Below are 14,455 nucleotides of genomic sequence, written 5' to 3' on the forward strand. Positions count from 1 at the left end.
GAGACTCCCACGATGACCCGACGAACCGATACACCTCCCGCCTGGGACGAGCGCACGCAGTTGATCACCTTCCTGGAGTACGCCCGTGACACCGCGCGAGCCAAGTGCGAGGGAGTGTCGGCGGAGGACGCCCGCAAGGCACCCCTTCCGGGCTCACCGCTGATGACCCTGTGCGGGCTGATCAGCCATCTGCGGTGGGTCGAGTACTACTGGATCCAGGTGATGTTCCTGGGAGAGGAACTCGCCGGCCCCCTCGCCCTGGCGACCGACGACGATCCCGACCCCGAGATGCGGACCGCGGTCGACGTCCCCCTGCCCGAACTGCTCGCCGCGTACGAGGAGCAGAGCGAGCGCTACCGCGGTCTGCTCCTCGCGTCCGATCCGGACGCGAAGGCCGAGCGCCCGCTCGGGAACGGAACCCACGCGGACCTCCGCTGGATCCTCCTCCACCTCGTCGAGGAGATCTCCCGGCACAACGGACACCTCGACATCGTGCGCGAGCTCGTGGACGGGCGGACCGGCGTCTGAGGGCTGCTGCCCCACGCCACTGGCGGCTGCGGGCCTCAGGCCCCGTCCGTAACGGGGTCCTCGCCCCCGGCCCAGTATTCTGCGAGCATCTCGCCCGGCCAGGCCGGTTCATGGACCGGGCCCCGGGGGCCCATCGCGGTGAACCAGGGGGCGAGGTCGTAGACCGGCGTACCGTCCACCGCGTCGAGATCCGCCACCCGCAGATCGAGGCCGTCCACCCCGAGCAACCGGGGGAAACTGGTGGCGAGTTGGTTGGGCCTGCGGTGGTTGCGGTGGGCGAAGGTGCCGGTGGGCGGCCAGGCCGGGTTGTTCCGGGGGCTCCTCGCGTGCAGGGCCACGTCGCCGGGGTCGGCCCGGTCGAAGTGCCAGACGACCACCAGGTGGGAGAACTCCTCCAGCCCGCGCACGACCTCCGGCGGGAAGTCCGGCCGCAGCCGGATCACCGCCTCGACGCCGCCCCAGTGGTCGTCGGCCACCTCGCGGCGCCCCCCGACCACGGTCCCGATCGGCTCGATGCCCAGTGCGTCCGCCATGCCCGTACCCCCAGCCCGATCCGTCAAAGGACCCCGGCCGTCAATGTAGCTGCGACAGATGCCTGTTGGCGCGTTCGGCCACCGCCGTCACCGACGGGATGCGACGGTGGCGCAACGGCGACAGCAGCCGCCGGACCTGGACGACCGCCGCTTCCGCCCGGCCCGACTGGATGCCCTCCTCCATCGAGTCCAGCAGCCCGCCCCACGTGGCGCAGGCCTCCTCCACCCGCCCGTCCGCCATCTGGGCGGCCCCCAGGTGCCCCAGGGTCACCGCGTGGGTGCGGCGGAAGGCCGCGCCCCGGGTGCGTACCGAACGGCCGAACTCGCGGATCGCACCCTTGCGGTCGCCGAGCAACCCCAGTGTGCGGGCGGACTCGTGGGCGAGGGAGGCCTCGCCGAAGAAGAAGGTCCGGTGCGGCTCGGGCACCCCCGCGTCGGCGGCGGCCAGGTCGTTCTCCGCGCGCAGGAGCGCCTTCACCGCACCGCGGGTGCGGCCCGCCGCCGCGAGCGCCCGGGCGTGCACCACGCCGAGCAGCGCCCGTTCGCGCGGGGTCGCTCCGGTGTAGCGGCGGTCCTGTACGGACGCCTCGGCGAGGGCGAGCGCGGTGTCGAAGTGGCCCAGATCCAGAGCCTGGTGGGCCATCGCGCGAAGGATGTGGCCGCCCAGCGGATGATCCTGGGCGTCCCCGGCGAGCTGGAGCGCGAGGGTGAAGTAGCGCTGGGCGAGCGGGTTCTCGCCGCTGTCGAAGGCCATCCACCCGGAGAGGTAGGCGAGTTCGGACGCCGCCGACTCCATCTCCCGGCGTACCCGCTCGTGCGCGTACCGGCCGTGCAGCAGATCCGTCACGTCGGTGTGCAGGTACTGCACCAGGGCGGTGCGGCCGTGCCCGCCGCCGCGCCGCTGGTCCACCGCCGAGAAGGCGTGGGTGAGTTCGCGGACGGTCGCCACGTCGCCCTGGGTCACCCGCAGGTGGTTGGACACCCGCTCGGCCGGTTGCGGCGCGGGCCCGGCGGACGACGGCTGGCGGTCGCCGGAAGGGACCGCCAGGGCCGCCGTGGAGTACACGATCCCGGCCAGCAGGTTCCGGCGGTCCGGGTGGAGGTCGGCCCGCCCGAGGTCCGCCAGTACGGTCAGGGCGTCGGCGGGCGGGCCGAGCGGCGCCGGACCCGGGGCGGCGAACCCCAGCTCGGCGACGGTGACCACCCGCTTCAGCCGCCGGGACAGGGCGAGCGCCAGGACGGCGGGGGCCGAACCGGACGGCCGGGTGCCGCCGACCCACATGGACACGTGCGAACGCCCGATCAGCGGACTGCCCGGACCGCCAGAACCGTCCGGGCTCCGGCCCTCCGCCGCCGCCCGGTTGAAGGCGCTCGCCGCCTGGGCGCGCGACCAGCCGGCCTCGCCCAGGAGGCAGGCCAGTTGCTCGTTCCGCGTACGTGTCATCGCATCCCCTGGTGCTCGATGCCCGGTGCCCGGAGGCCGATGGGTGGGAAGCCCGGTGCCGGTGCGCGGGGCTGCCGCGCACGCCGAGCACCGCCGGGAGACGACGAGAGCTCCGGCGGCGATCGGACGGGCTCAACGTAGCCACGGCCTTAGGCCGTCAGGGGACGGATTTCCGCACGTCACCTGTGTGGGGGTGATCCGGGACCGGTCCTGGGCGGGGCCTGTCGATCTTTGACCACTTTGATCAGGCGGGCGGGGCGTCACGCCCCCCGCGCGAGGGCGGATGCGGTTCGATTTCCGTACCGGACACCGCCTGACACGCCCCGTCCACCGGCGACAGGCGGGCGGGAAGACCTGCCGGCCGCCAGGAGGACCCATGAACACCAGCACCGCACGGGACGTCCGACCGAAGGACCCCGGCATCGACGTGGACGCGATCACCGACGCCATCGAGCACGCGAGGGCGGACCGGGCGGGCGTGCCGCCGCGGTCCGTCGTCAACGCCGGTACCGACGAACTCGTCGCCCACCTGCGGAAGCTGATGAGCGCCGACGAGTACGGACACGACGAGCCGGACCGGGGAGCCGTCCGGCTGCTGTTCCGTGCCGCCTACCGCCACCTCTCCCTCGCGGTGCGGCCCGACCCGAGCACCCCGGACCTCGCCGCGTACGCGTACTGGCGCACGGTCGCCTCCCTCACCGCCGCCTTCCGCGACCTCTACTGCGAGCCGGGGCGGGACGGCGCGTGAGCCGTCCCGCCCCGGACCGACCGCCGGGAGCGGCGGGTCAGCGCACCTTGCGTACCGGCAGGATCGCCAGCGCGCCGCAGAGGCAGACCGCCGAGGCGGTGATCAGCAGGATCGAGTAGTTGTGGCCACCGCCCAGGGAGATCAGCAGGGCGCCGAGCGCGGGGGCGAAGATCTGCGGGGCCGACATCGCGATGTTGAAGATGCCGAGGTCCTTGGAGGGGTTCTTCGGATCCGGCAGCACGTCGATGACGAGGGCGAGGTCCACGCCGAGGTAGGTGCCGAAGCCCAGGCCCAGGACGAGTTCCGCGCAGTAGAACACCCCGATCGTGTCGGCCTGGCTGAGGATCACCATGCCGATGCCGAAGAGGACCGCGGCGACGGCGATGAACGGCTTGCGGCGGCCGAAGCGGTCCGAGAGCCAGCCCGCGGCCTGCGCGGAACCCATCACGCAGAAGCCGTACATGAGGACGCCGGTGGCGAGCGTCTCGGTCGCCTCCGCGCTGGTGAGCCGCATCTCGTGCTGGAGGTAGATCAGGCGGAAGGTGGTGAACATCCAGTTGGCCAGCGTCAGCAGGAAGCGCGACAGCCAGGCCCAGGCGAAGTCCGGGTGCTGCCTGGGGTTGACCCAGTAGGTGCGCAGGACCGCCTTGAACCCCTCCCGCGGCGGCTTCGTCTCCAGCGGCTTGTCCGGCAGCACCATCACGTAGCCGACCACCAGCAGGATGCCGATGACACTGGGGACCAGGAAGAGCAGCAGCATCTGGTCGGTGAAGCACTTCGCGATCCAGGTCCCCGCCGTGGGGGCCAGGTTCTGCATGATGCCGAGCAGCCCGCTGATCTTGCCGCGCTTCTGCTCGGGGACGTTGTCCGCGACGGTCGCGACGAAGGCGGCGAGGGCCGCGTTGGCGGACGCCGAGGAGATGACGAACCCGACGGTGACCACGGCCACGCTGTTCGCCGTCGCGATGATCAGCAGACCGGCCAGCAGGCCCAGCATGCCGAGGATCAGCCAGGGGCGGCGGCGGCCGAACCGGCTGGTGGTGCGGTCGCTGAGGCGCCCGAAGAACGGGTTCGCCAGCATCGCCGCCACCGAACCGGTGGTGGTGATGATGCCGAGCGAGGCGACCTGGTCGTCCTCGGGGACGAACGACTGCACCTTGAGCTGAAGGCTCACCAGGATCGGGGTCAGGAGGGCCAGGAACAGGCCGAGTTGACCGGCCGCCATGCCGACGACCAGCCGGGGACGGGGAATCTTGGCGGCGGGGGAGCCGCCGGGCGCGGAGGTGCCGGCCGGGGTGCGGAGCGTATCCGTGGTCACGGTGAGGGCTGCTTCCTGTTGAGCGGGCAGGACGTTACGCAGACAGGGGGAAAACACGGCGCGGGCGAGGCTCGTACGCCGTGGACTTGGGACGGGGGACGGGGGTGGTGGGCCGCCGCGCGGACGTGATGCGCGCGGCGGCCGGGCGGGGGCCCTACGCGTGGACGAGGTGGCGGTCAGCGCCCACCACGCGCTGCGGCCCGGTGAGTTCGACGTCGGCGCTCAGCCGGATGTCGCCGCTGGACGAGCCGAGCATCAGGCGGATGGTGCCGGGCTCGACGATGCGCCGACCGTCGCCCGAGGCGTCCTTGGTGTACGAGGTCTGGTCGGCGTGGACCCTGAACGTGACCCGCTCCGCCTCACCGGGGGCCAGCTCGACGACGCCGAAGGCCGCCAGCTGCTGGGTGGGCCGGGCGACCTGGGCGACCGGGTCGTCGTAGTACAGCTGGACCGTCTCGCGGCCCGCCCGCTCGCGCGTGTTCCGTACGAGGCAGGAGACCTCGATGAACCCGTCGGTGGGCACCCGGCCCTCCCCGGCGACCCGCAGGTCCTCGTAGCCGAAGGAGGTGTACGAGATGCCGTGCCCGAACGGGTACAGCGGCGTGTTGTCCAGGACGCTGATGCCCTGGCTGAAACGGCCGAGCGGCGGGTTGAGGTAGGTGCCGGGACCGCTCCCCGGGAGGGCCGGGATCTGCACGGGCAGCTTGCCGCCGGGGGTCACCCGGCCCGAGAGCACGCGGGCCAGCGCGGGGCCGCCCTCCTCGCCGGGCATGAACGTCTGCACCACGGCCGCGCAGCGCTCCGCGAGACCGCCGAGCGCGTACGGGCGGCCCGAGACGACCAGCAGCACCACCGGGACGCCGGTGGCGAGCACCTCCTCGACCAGCTCCACCTGCACGCCCGGCAGCCGGAGGTCCGGCGCGTCGCAGCCCTCGCCCGAGGTGCCGTTGCCGAACATCCCGGAACGGTCGCCGACGACGACCAGCGCCAGATCGGCCGAGGCGGCGGTACGCACGGCGGCGGGCAGCCCCGAGCGGTCGGTGCCGCTGACCGCGCAGCCCCGCTCGTAGGCGAACTCGACGTCCGGCAGCTCGGCGGTGAGCGCCTCGCGCAGGCTCGGCAGCGCGAGGCCCGCCGGGTGCCCGGGGTGCTTCGGCAGCACGTGGTTCGGGAAGGATTGACATCCTCCCCGGCCTATAGGCCGAGGATTCCCGCCTGCATCCAGCCGGTCGGCCGGCAGCTTCGGGTGGGTTCCTGCTTCTTCCGCACCGGGGTGCGGGTTGCGCGCTGTGCCGGTACGGGTACCGGTCCTACCTGCGCTCCACGGGCGTTTACGGTCTCCGCCTGTCCGGCGGCGACCTTGGATCCTTCGATGCGGATGTTGCGGCCGGCGTTCACGTCGCGGTCGTGGATGGTGCCGCAGCCCCGGCACGTCCACACGCGGACGTTCAGCGGCTTCGGCCCGTCCTCTACGCCACAGACGGAGCAGAGCCGGGAGGAGGGGAAGAACCGGTCCACGCGGGCGAAGGTCCGCCCGTACCGGACCGCCTTGTACTCCAGCATCCCGACGAACGCCGACCATCCCGCGTCGTGCACCGACTTGGCGAGGCGCGTGCGGGCCAGGCCCTTCACCGCGAGGTCCTCGACGTACACCGCTTGGTTCTCGCGGATCAGCGCCGTGGACAGCTTGTGGTGGAAGTCCCTGCGCGCGTCGGCCGTGCGGACGTGTGCCCGCGCCACCTTCACGACGGCCTTCTTGCGGTTGCTGCTCCCCTTAGCCTTGCGGGCGAGGTTCCGCTGAGCCTTGCGGAGCTTCTTCTCCGCGCGCCGGAAGAACTTCGGCGCAGAGATCTTCCGGCCATCGGAGAGCACCGCGAAGTGCGTGAGCCCCAGGTCGACGCCCATCTCGGGTGTGGTCCCGGGCAGCACCTCAAAGCCGTCGGTCTCGATGACGAAGCTCGCGAAGTACCGGCCCGCCGCGTCCTTGACCACGGTCACCGTTGACGGCGCCGAGGGGAGCCGGCGAGACCACCTGACCTTGACGTCGCCGATCTTCGGCAGCCGCAGTTTCCCGCCGGGGGTGATCGACCAGCGGGCGTTGGCGGTGAATCGGACGGCCTGCCGGTTGTCCCTGCGGGACTTGAAGCGCGGCGCGCCCATGCGCGGGCGCTTGCCCTTGAGCCCATCGAAGAAGTTCCTGTACGCGGCGTCCAGGTCCCTGAGGGACTGCTGGAGAACAACCGCCGAGACCTCGCCGAGCCAGGCCCGCTCGGGCGTGTGCTTCGCGCCGGTGATGAGTTGCTTGGACAGGTCGCCGGTCTTCGGGAATGGCAGGCCGTCCCGGCGGGCGTCCTCCCGGGCCCGCAGGGCGTCGTTGTACACCACCCGCGCGCAGCCGAACGCCCGGCCCAGCGCGATGCGCTGACCCGGACCCGGCTCGACACGGAAGGTGTACCTGAGCTGCATGATCCACACCGTAGCAAGTTGGTTTATAGCCGACAATTAGAACATTCGCACGGGCAGGCACTGCGCCTCCGCCCTCCACGCCCACGTGGTTTTCGTGACGAAGTACCGGCATGAAGTGTTCGACGATCGGCACCTGACGCGCCTCGAAGAGATCATGCGCGCGGTGTGCGAGGACTTCGAGGTCGAGCTGGTCGAGTTCAATGGCGAGAACAACCACGTCCATCTCGTTGTGAACTTCCCGCCCAAGATCGCCCTGTCCGAACTGGTCAACAGCCTCAAGGGCGTCAGCTCCCGCAGGCCGCGGCAGGAGTTCCCCGGTGCGGCACTACTACCGGGTCAACAAGCTCTGGTCCGGCTCCTACTTCGCCGGATCCGTCGGCGGGGCTCAGCTCAGCTCAGCATCGTGGAACGCGACATCGAACAGCAGAACCGGCCGCGAGATCTCGGGCAGCTCCGGATTCAGTCGGTCGGGAGTCCGGGCCCGTGGGTGTCAGTGGCCGAACGACCGGTGCGCCACACCCTCCAGGTGCGCGCGCATCGCCGACTCGCAGGTGTCCGCGTCCGCCGCCTCGAACGCGTCGAGGACGGCCGCGTGTTCGGCGAGCGCCTCCTGCGTGTCGGTGACCCGGCCGCCGGTGAAACGCCGGAAGCGCTGGATGTGCGCGCCCAGCGGATCGATGGCCGCCGAGAGGAACCGGTTGCCCGCGGCACGGGCGATGGTCGCGTGGAAGGCGGAGTCGGCCTGGAGGTACGCCCGGAAGTCGTCCGCCACCCGCTGCACCGCCGCAGCCTCCATCAGCCGGTGGCTCTCGGCCAGCGCACGCGCCGTGCCCGCCGCGTCCCGCTCGCAGGCCTGACGGGCACTGAACGGCTCGATGAGGAGCCGGGCACCCATCAGCTCACGGAACCCGCCGTCGTCCAGAAGCGGGGCGACCGTGTAACCGCGGTGCGGGACGCGGACGACCAGGCCGGTGTTCTCCAGCTTGGCGAGCGCCTCCCGCAACGGCGTCGGCGAGACGCCCCAGTCCTTGGCGATGGTGTCGATGCGCAGCGGAGTGCCCGGCTCCAGGCCCTCGTCGAGGATCAGCGCGAGCAGCGCGTCGTACGCCTCGTCCATGAGCACGGTCCTGCCGAGCCCCGCCGGACGTACCTGCCTGCCGGCTGGTCCCATCGTCGACTCTCCCTGTGATGTGCCGGACCCGCCCGGCGTACCGGGTGCGAGCCCGGCGTTCAGCCCGGCGGTCGGCCTGGATTCCAGCCGGGTTTTCAGCCTAACCGGCGCCGCCGGCCCTCCCCCCACGGGGCGGTCTCAGCGCGCGGTGCGCGGGGAGAGGAGGGTGACCAGTGCCGAGTCGTCCTCGGCGGCCAGGCCCTGGCTGATGGCGAGCTGGTAGAGCTGGTCGGCCGCGGCGGCCACCGAGGTGGCGACACCGGCCTTCTTGGCCAGCGACACCACGATGTTCATGTCCTTGCGGATGATGTCGAGACGGGACCGCAGCTCCGGACCACCGGTGCCGTCCTCCTTCACCTCGTACTGCTGGACCATGCGCGGACCGCGGTCGGCCAGCATGAAGGAGGCGGCGGCGCCCTGACCGAGTACGTCGACGGCGCGGTCCAGGTCGATGCCGAGGGCGCGGGCCAGCGCGAGGGACTCGGCCGCCGCCGCCGTGTGGATGCCGCACAGCAGCTGGTTGACGGTCTTCATGATCTGACCGTCGCCCACCCGGGGGCCGACGACGTGCAGCGTGGAGCCCAGCCGGGCGAGGACCGCGTCGGCGGCGGCGAGCGTCTCGTCGTCCGCGCCGACCATGATCAGCAGATCGCCGGTCCCGGCCCGCACCGCCCCACCGCTCACCGGAGCGTCGACCAGCCGCACACCCTGCTCGGCCAGGCGCGCCGCGACGGACTGCACCCCGTCGACACCGACCGTCGAGGTGACCACGACGACCGCGCCCTCACGGAGCGACTCCGCGGCACCGCGCTCGACGATCCCGCCGCCGAACAGGCAGGACTCCAGCTGCTCCTGGTCGCGGACGGCGATGACGACCACGTCGGCGCCCTCGGCGGCCTCGGCCGGCGTGGCGGCGGGTACGGCACCGGCCTCGGCGGCGAGCGTACGGCGCTCCTCGAAGACGTCGAAGGCGCGGACCGGGAAGGCACCGGCGAGGCGGGTGGCCATCGGCAGGCCCATCGCGCCGAGACCGAGGACGGCGGTGGTGGGGGTGGGGTTCTCAGCGGACATCGGGTGCTTCTTCCTTGCGGGATGCGGTCGTGAGGGCCGCACGGACAATTCTCTTACGGGGTGCCACCGGACACCGTCCGGAGCGGTCCCCACGGGCGGGGCGGGCCCCGTGGGTGGGGCGGACCCCACGGGCGGGACGGGTCAGACGAAGACGGCGTACAGCAGCAGGGACATCGCCAGGCCCATCACCGCGACGATCGTCGACAGGGCCGACCAGGTCTTGATGTTCTGGGAGACGCTCATCCCGAAGTACTCCTTCGCCAGCCAGAAACCGGCGTCGTTGACGTGCGAGAAGAAGAGCGACCCCGCACCCACGGCGAGCGCGATCAACGAGGCCTCCACCGGCGGGACGCCCGCCGCGAGCGGCGCCATGATCCCGGCGGCGGCGGTGGTGGCGACGGTGGCCGAGCCGGTCGCCAGCCGGATCAGCACGGCGAGCAGCCAGCCGAGGACCAGCAGCGGCAGATGCGCCTCCGCGGCGAACTTGCCGATGGCGTCCGCGACCCCGGTGTCGACGATGAGCTGCTTGAAGCCACCGCCCGCACCGACGATCAGCAGGATCCCGGCCACCGCGGGCAGGCCCGCGGTCACGGTCGTACGGACCTCGGCACGGTTGCGGCCGAGCCGGAAACCGAAGACCACCATGGCGACGAGCACCGCGATGAACATCGCGATGAGCGGGGTACCGAGGAAGTCCAGCAGGTGGTTGAACCAGGCGTCACCCGGGAACGCGATGTCGGCGACCGACTTGGCGAGCATCAGCACCACCGGCAGGGCGACCGCCCCGACCGACACGGCGAAGCTCGGCAGCCGGCGCTCCGCACCCGGCTCCCGCCCCTGTTCGGCCTCCTTGACCAGCGAGGCGATCAGCGCGGCCGGGGCCTCGCTGCGCACATGGCGGGCGATGAACTTCCCGTACAGCGGTCCCGCGAGGATCACCGTGGGGATCGCCGCGAGCAGACCCAGGCCGAGCGTGGTGCCCACATCGGCGTTGAGCGCGCTGACCGCGACCAGCGGGCCGGGGTGCGGCGGCACGAACGCGTGCATGGTGCCCAGCCCCGCGAGGGCGGGCACGGCGAGCAGGACCAGCGGCGTCTTCGTCCGCTTGGCCATCACCACGATGATCGGCACCAGCAGGACGAGACCCACCTCGAAGAACATCGGCAGCCCGATGACCGCGGCGATCAGCGCCATCGACCACGGCAGCAGACGCGGACCCGACCGCGAACCGATGGTGTCGACGATGCGGTCCACACCCCCCGAGTCGGCCAGCAGCTTGCCGAGGATCGCGCCGAGTGCGATCAGGGCGCCGGTGGAGCCGAGGGTGGAACCCATCCCGGCGCTGAACGAGTCGACGACCTTGGAGAGTTCGGTGCCCGAGCCGATGCCGAGCACGACGGAACCGCCGATGAGGGCGACGAACGGGTGGAAGTCGAGGATCGCGATCAGCGAGACGATCACGCCGATGGCGAGGGCGACCATGACGATGAGCCGGGTGTCGTGGCCGGTCCAGGGCTCGGTCGCGGCCGCGAGTATCTCTGGTCTGGTCAGGGCGGTCATGGACATGCGGGGTGCACCTTACGTCGTTGTAAGTGGTGGCGGGGCGGGAGTGCGGGACGGCGGGAGGGACCGGCTCAGCAGCCGGCGGGACCGTCCTCGGCACCGGCGGGCGCGGCCGTGTCGTACGCGTCGAGGACGGCGACCTTCTCGCCGGACGGAGAGGCCTCGTCGAAGCGGTAACCGACCCACTCGCGGACCAGCCGGCGGGCGAGTTCGAGGCCGATGACGCGCTGGCCCATGGTGAGGACCTGGGCGTTGTTGCTCAGGACCGCCCGCTCGACGGAGAAGCTGTCGTGCGCCGTGACGGCGCGGATGCCCTTCACCTTGTTGGCGCTGATCGCGACCCCGAGCCCGGTACCGCAGAACAGCAGGGCACGGTCGGCGTCCCCGTCGGCCACCACACGGGCCGCGGCCACCCCGATGTGCGGGTACGCGGTGTGCTCGTCGGCCTTCACACCGACGTCGACGACGGACGCGACGCGCGGATCGGCTTCCAGGTCGGCCTTGAGGGCTTCCTTGTACGCGTATCCGGCGTCGTCGCAGCCGATGACGATGCGGAGCGGAGCGAGGGTCTGGTTCTGCGTCATGTCGGGGTTCCCGGGGGTGGTGGGGTGGTCGGGGGCGTGCGTGGCGCGGGCGGCCGTCGCGGGTCAGCCGGTCGTGGCGCCGGTGCCAGTGCCGTCGCCGGTGCCGTCGCCGAGCAGCGCCGCGACGGTCCGGGCGCACAGGGCGAGCGAGAGGGCGCCGGCGTCGGGGGTGCCGACGCTGCGCTCGGCGAGCGGGCGGGCGCGGCCCAGGCGCGGGGTGAGCGCGGCGGTGGCGTCGGCCGCCCCGGTGGCCGCGGCCGCGGCCTCGGCGAAGGCGGACCGGGGGTCCGTACCGCGAGCGACGCCCGCGGTGAAGGTGTCGACGAGCGGGACGAGGGCGTCGACGAGGGTCTTGTCGCCGGGCTTCGCCCCGCCGAGCGAGGTGACGGCGTCCAGCGCGGCGCGGGCGCCCCCGGCGGCGCGCACCCCGTCGGCCCGGCCCGTGTCGCCGAGCTCCTGGGCCAGGGCGCGCAGCGCGACGCCCCAGAGCACACCGGAGGTGCCACCGGCCTGGTCGGCCCAGGCGTCGGCGGCGGCGCTCAGCAGCGAACGGGCCCCGGCCTGCGCCTCATCGGCCTCCTCGGCGGCCCGGACGGCCGCGTCGACGCCCTTGGTCATGCCGCGCCCGTGGTCACCGTCACCGGCGACCGCGTCGATCCGGCCGAGCTCCTCGGCGGCCTCGTGCAGCGCGGTGCGCAGCGCCCGCAGGGCGGCGAGGACATCGGCAGCGGCGGCGCGGGACGCGGCGTCGCCCCGGACGACCGGGGCCTTCGGCTGCTCGTCGGGGTGGACGCGCGGCGCGTCCGGGACCTTCGGCAGCGGCATCCGGCGGAAGCCGGGGGCGTCGGCGGAGGCGCACCAGCGGCGCTCCAGGTCCTCGTCGAGCCACATCAGGGTGAGGGAGCAGGCGGCCATGTCGAGGCTGGTGACGAGCTCGCCGACCTCGGGGCGTACCACCGTGAGACCGGCCTCGGCCAGGGCGTCGGAGACATGGCCCCAGAGCAGGAAGAGTTCTTCGTACTTGGTGGCGCCCAGCCCGTTGAGGATGGCGGCGACGCGCGGGTCCGCCCCTTCCGGGCGCTCTTCGAGGAGGCGCTCGACGAGGGTGCGGGCGATCGTCGGGGCGTCGGCCATGTCGGCGTCGCGCACGCCCGGTTCGCCGTGGATGCCGAGGCCGATGGCCATCTTGCCCTCGGGGACCGTGAAGAGCGGGGTGTCGGCGCCGGGCATGGTGCAGCCGTCGAAGGCGATGCCGAAGGAGAACGTACGGTCGTTGGCGTGGCGGGCCGCGGCCTCCACGCCGTCCAGGTCGAGGCCCTCCTCGGCGGCGGCCCCGGCGACCTTGAAGACGGTGAAGTCGCCCGCTATGCCCCGGCGTTCGTGGCGGCGCTCGGCGGGGGCGCTGGCCACGTCGTCGGTGACCATGACCGTACGGGTGTCGATCCCGGCGTCCCGCAGCCGGGCCTGGGCCATGCCGAAGTTCATGCGGTCGCCCGCGTAGTTGCCGAAGGAGAAGAGGACCCCCGCGCCGGTGTCGGCGGCCCGTGCCACCGACTCGGCCTGGCGGGCGGACGGCGAGGTGAAGATGTTGCCGACCACGGCACCCGCCGCGAGCCCCTCGCCCACCAGCCCGCTGAACGCGGGGTAGTGCCCCGAACCGCCGCCCACGACCACCGCGACCCGGCCCGTCTCCTGCGGCCGGGAGCGGACGACGCCCCCGGGCACCACGGTGACGTGCTCCGGGTAGACCGCGGCGAAACCTCGCAGCTGGTCCTCGCTGAAGCGGTCGGGGTCGTCGAAGAGCCGGGTCATGGCGGGTGAACTCCCAGTCGGAGAGGTACGGGGGTGGGTGCGGGCGCGGGGGATCGCCCCGCGCACCGGGGGACGCCCGCGGGGTCTCGTACGCGCGGGTGTGGGGCCGCACGGAGAGGTACGCGGACGGGTGGGGCCCGCTCGCCGGGCGGCGGCGGGCCCGCCGCCCCGCCGCCCTGGGGCAGGGCCGGGTACGGGGGTACGGCCCGGGCGGTGGGCGGCGGGGGCGGGGAACGGGGTGGTCAGGCCCCGGTGCCGCGCGGCAGGATGCGCCGGATGTACTCGCGGTTCGAGGCGGCCACGCTCAGGCCGTCGCCGCCGTAGTGCTCGACGCAGAACGCGCCGGTGTAGCCGTGCGCCAGGGCGATCTTGATCGCCTGGCGGTAGCTGACGAAGCCGGACTCCATCGGCGCCGGGGACGTGAGAACCGTGCCCGTGGCCGGGTCCTCGACGCGGTAATAGCTCTTCACGTGCCAGTAGTTGGCGTGCGGCAGCGTCTTGGTGACCATCGACTCCCAGGACTCGATGGGGCGCTGCATCCGGATGAGGTTGCCGAGGTCCGGGTTGAGGCCGACGTTGGAGCGGTCGATGTCCGTGAGCAGGGCGACGGAGGAGTCCGCGGTGCCGAGGTAGGTGTCCTCGTACATCTCCAGCGACAGCTCGACGCCCACCGAGGCGGCGTGGTCGGCGAGTTCGCGCAGCCGGGTGACGGCCTTGTTCCAGGTCTCCTGGTCGCCGACCGGGTCCTTCGGGCCCGGCACCGTCCAGAACCAGAGCACCGACTGCTGCTCGGGGGTGAGCGGCCGGTGCAGACCGACCGAGACGAGCGGCACGCCCAGCGCGGCGGCGGCGTCGATGGTGCGGTGCGAGTAGGCGAGGTTGTCGTCGCCGTCGACGGGGTCGATGACGCTGCGCCGGATCGCGGAGATGGCGGGGGCGGTCAGGCCGACCTCCACCAGCGTGGAGCGCAGCTCCTCCAGGCGGGCGGGGGCCAGGTCGCCGGGGCGCAGCCAGCCGTCCGTGAGGTCGACCTCGGTGAACCCGGCGTCCGCGACGTCCCGCAGGCTCGTGGCCCACTGCTCGGCGGTCTGCTCCTGGGTGGAGACACCGTCGGGTCCGACGTTCGGGAACTGCAGCAGGGCGGCGGCGATCGGCCAGGTTTCTGCGGTGTGAGTCATCATCGGCTCCCTTTCTCTATTTCCTATAGGATCTAGAAT

The 14,455-nt window shown here is 72.5% G+C and carries 13 protein-coding genes and 1 pseudogene; 3 read left to right on the forward strand and 11 right to left on the reverse strand.

The genetic code is table 11. The annotated features are described in order from the left end of the window. Positions 1 to 12: 12 nt before the first annotated feature. Positions 13 to 528 (forward strand): DinB family protein, encoded by a 516-nt coding sequence (locus tag ACWCWD_RS09540; RefSeq protein ID WP_450771506.1) that lies wholly within the window; start codon positions 13 to 15, stop codon positions 526 to 528. Between the two features lie 35 nt (positions 529 to 563). On the opposite strand, the gene ACWCWD_RS09545 is transcribed toward ACWCWD_RS09540, so the two are convergent. Both ACWCWD_RS09545 and ACWCWD_RS09550 read right to left on the reverse strand, forming a co-directional pair. Beyond that, positions 564 to 1,061: an SAM-dependent methyltransferase gene (locus tag ACWCWD_RS09545; protein ID WP_450771507.1), complete on the reverse strand. Its 498-nt coding sequence runs from the start codon at positions 1,059 to 1,061 to the stop codon at positions 564 to 566. Between the two features lie 40 nt (positions 1,062 to 1,101). Next, entirely contained in the window at positions 1,102 to 2,505 is a 1,404-nt protein-coding gene (locus ACWCWD_RS09550) for a Tat pathway signal protein (RefSeq protein ID WP_450771508.1), read from the reverse strand. Between the two features lie 376 nt (positions 2,506 to 2,881). On the opposite strand from ACWCWD_RS09550, the gene ACWCWD_RS09555 reads away from it, so the two are divergent. Next, positions 2,882 to 3,253: a hypothetical protein gene (locus tag ACWCWD_RS09555; RefSeq protein ID WP_266708726.1), complete on the forward strand. Its 372-nt coding sequence runs from the start codon at positions 2,882 to 2,884 to the stop codon at positions 3,251 to 3,253. A 37-nt stretch (positions 3,254 to 3,290) separates the two neighbouring features. Here the strand turns inward: ACWCWD_RS09555 and ACWCWD_RS09560 are convergent, their stop codons facing one another. From ACWCWD_RS09560 to ACWCWD_RS09570, 3 genes are all read right to left on the reverse strand, one after another. Next, a complete protein-coding gene (locus tag ACWCWD_RS09560; RefSeq protein WP_450771509.1) occupies positions 3,291 to 4,571 on the reverse strand; it encodes an MFS transporter in 1,281 nt (426 codons plus the stop codon). Between the two features lie 154 nt (positions 4,572 to 4,725). After that, the gene (locus ACWCWD_RS09565; protein ID WP_450771511.1) at positions 4,726 to 5,733 is read right to left on the reverse strand and encodes a glycoside hydrolase family 3 C-terminal domain-containing protein; all 1,008 of its coding nucleotides are present in this window, start codon (positions 5,731 to 5,733) and stop codon (positions 4,726 to 4,728) included. Positions 5,734 to 5,765: 32 nt separating this feature from the next. Continuing rightward, positions 5,766 to 7,037: an RNA-guided endonuclease InsQ/TnpB family protein gene (locus tag ACWCWD_RS09570; protein WP_450771513.1), complete on the reverse strand. Its 1,272-nt coding sequence runs from the start codon at positions 7,035 to 7,037 to the stop codon at positions 5,766 to 5,768. Positions 7,038 to 7,080: 43 nt separating this feature from the next. Here ACWCWD_RS09570 and tnpA point away from each other — a divergent pair. Beyond that, positions 7,081 to 7,429, forward strand: a pseudogene (gene tnpA / locus ACWCWD_RS09575) (IS200/IS605 family transposase); the annotation flags it as partial. Positions 7,430 to 7,527: 98 nt separating this feature from the next. Here the strand turns inward: tnpA and ACWCWD_RS09580 are convergent. The 6 genes from ACWCWD_RS09580 to ACWCWD_RS09605 form a co-directional block, all read right to left on the reverse strand. Then, on the reverse strand, positions 7,528 to 8,208 hold the full coding sequence (locus tag ACWCWD_RS09580) for a GntR family transcriptional regulator (RefSeq protein WP_266708738.1): 681 nt from the start codon (positions 8,206 to 8,208) through the stop codon (positions 7,528 to 7,530). Positions 8,209 to 8,346: 138 nt separating this feature from the next. Continuing rightward, entirely contained in the window at positions 8,347 to 9,279 is a 933-nt protein-coding gene (locus ACWCWD_RS09585) for an NAD(P)-dependent oxidoreductase (protein WP_450771515.1), read from the reverse strand. A gap of 141 nt (positions 9,280 to 9,420) precedes the next feature. Further along, on the reverse strand, positions 9,421 to 10,839 hold the full coding sequence (locus ACWCWD_RS09590) for a GntT/GntP/DsdX family permease (RefSeq protein ID WP_450771912.1): 1,419 nt from the start codon (positions 10,837 to 10,839) through the stop codon (positions 9,421 to 9,423). A 74-nt stretch (positions 10,840 to 10,913) separates the two neighbouring features. Next, complete coding sequence (locus ACWCWD_RS09595; RefSeq protein WP_266708742.1) at positions 10,914 to 11,426, reverse strand: ribose-5-phosphate isomerase; 513 nt, start codon at positions 11,424 to 11,426, stop codon at positions 10,914 to 10,916. A 63-nt stretch (positions 11,427 to 11,489) separates the two neighbouring features. Then, positions 11,490 to 13,238 (reverse strand): dihydroxyacetone kinase family protein, encoded by a 1,749-nt coding sequence (locus tag ACWCWD_RS09600; protein WP_450771518.1) that lies wholly within the window; start codon positions 13,236 to 13,238, stop codon positions 11,490 to 11,492. Positions 13,239 to 13,480: 242 nt separating this feature from the next. Next, positions 13,481 to 14,416: a sugar phosphate isomerase/epimerase family protein gene (locus ACWCWD_RS09605; protein ID WP_450771519.1), complete on the reverse strand. Its 936-nt coding sequence runs from the start codon at positions 14,414 to 14,416 to the stop codon at positions 13,481 to 13,483. Positions 14,417 to 14,455: the final 39 nt, after the last annotated feature.

It is taken from the genome of Streptomyces sp. NPDC001493, assembly GCF_053597235.1.

Bases quoted from the DNA above. Each gene is read 5' to 3' on its own strand.
- ACWCWD_RS09545 (WP_450771507.1), bottom strand. From the start codon at position 1,061: ATGGCGGACGCACTGGGCATCGAGCCGATCGGGACCGTGGTCGGGGGG.
- ACWCWD_RS09595 (WP_266708742.1), bottom strand. From the start codon at position 11,426: ATGACGCAGAACCAGACCCTCGCTCCGCTCCGCATCGTCATCGGCTGC.
- ACWCWD_RS09580 (WP_266708738.1), bottom strand. From the start codon at position 8,208: ATGGGACCAGCCGGCAGGCAGGTACGTCCGGCGGGGCTCGGCAGGACC.
- ACWCWD_RS09585 (WP_450771515.1), bottom strand. From the start codon at position 9,279: ATGTCCGCTGAGAACCCCACCCCCACCACCGCCGTCCTCGGTCTCGGC.
- ACWCWD_RS09590 (WP_450771912.1), bottom strand. From the start codon at position 10,839: ATGACCGCCCTGACCAGACCAGAGATACTCGCGGCCGCGACCGAGCCC.
- ACWCWD_RS09540 (WP_450771506.1), top strand. From the start codon at position 13: ATGACCCGACGAACCGATACACCTCCCGCCTGGGACGAGCGCACGCAG.
- ACWCWD_RS09605 (WP_450771519.1), bottom strand. From the start codon at position 14,416: ATGACTCACACCGCAGAAACCTGGCCGATCGCCGCCGCCCTGCTGCAG.
- ACWCWD_RS09550 (WP_450771508.1), bottom strand. From the start codon at position 2,505: ATGACACGTACGCGGAACGAGCAACTGGCCTGCCTCCTGGGCGAGGCC.
- ACWCWD_RS09555 (WP_266708726.1), top strand. From the start codon at position 2,882: ATGAACACCAGCACCGCACGGGACGTCCGACCGAAGGACCCCGGCATC.
- ACWCWD_RS09600 (WP_450771518.1), bottom strand. From the start codon at position 13,238: ATGACCCGGCTCTTCGACGACCCCGACCGCTTCAGCGAGGACCAGCTG.
- ACWCWD_RS09570 (WP_450771513.1), bottom strand. From the start codon at position 7,037: ATGCAGCTCAGGTACACCTTCCGTGTCGAGCCGGGTCCGGGTCAGCGC.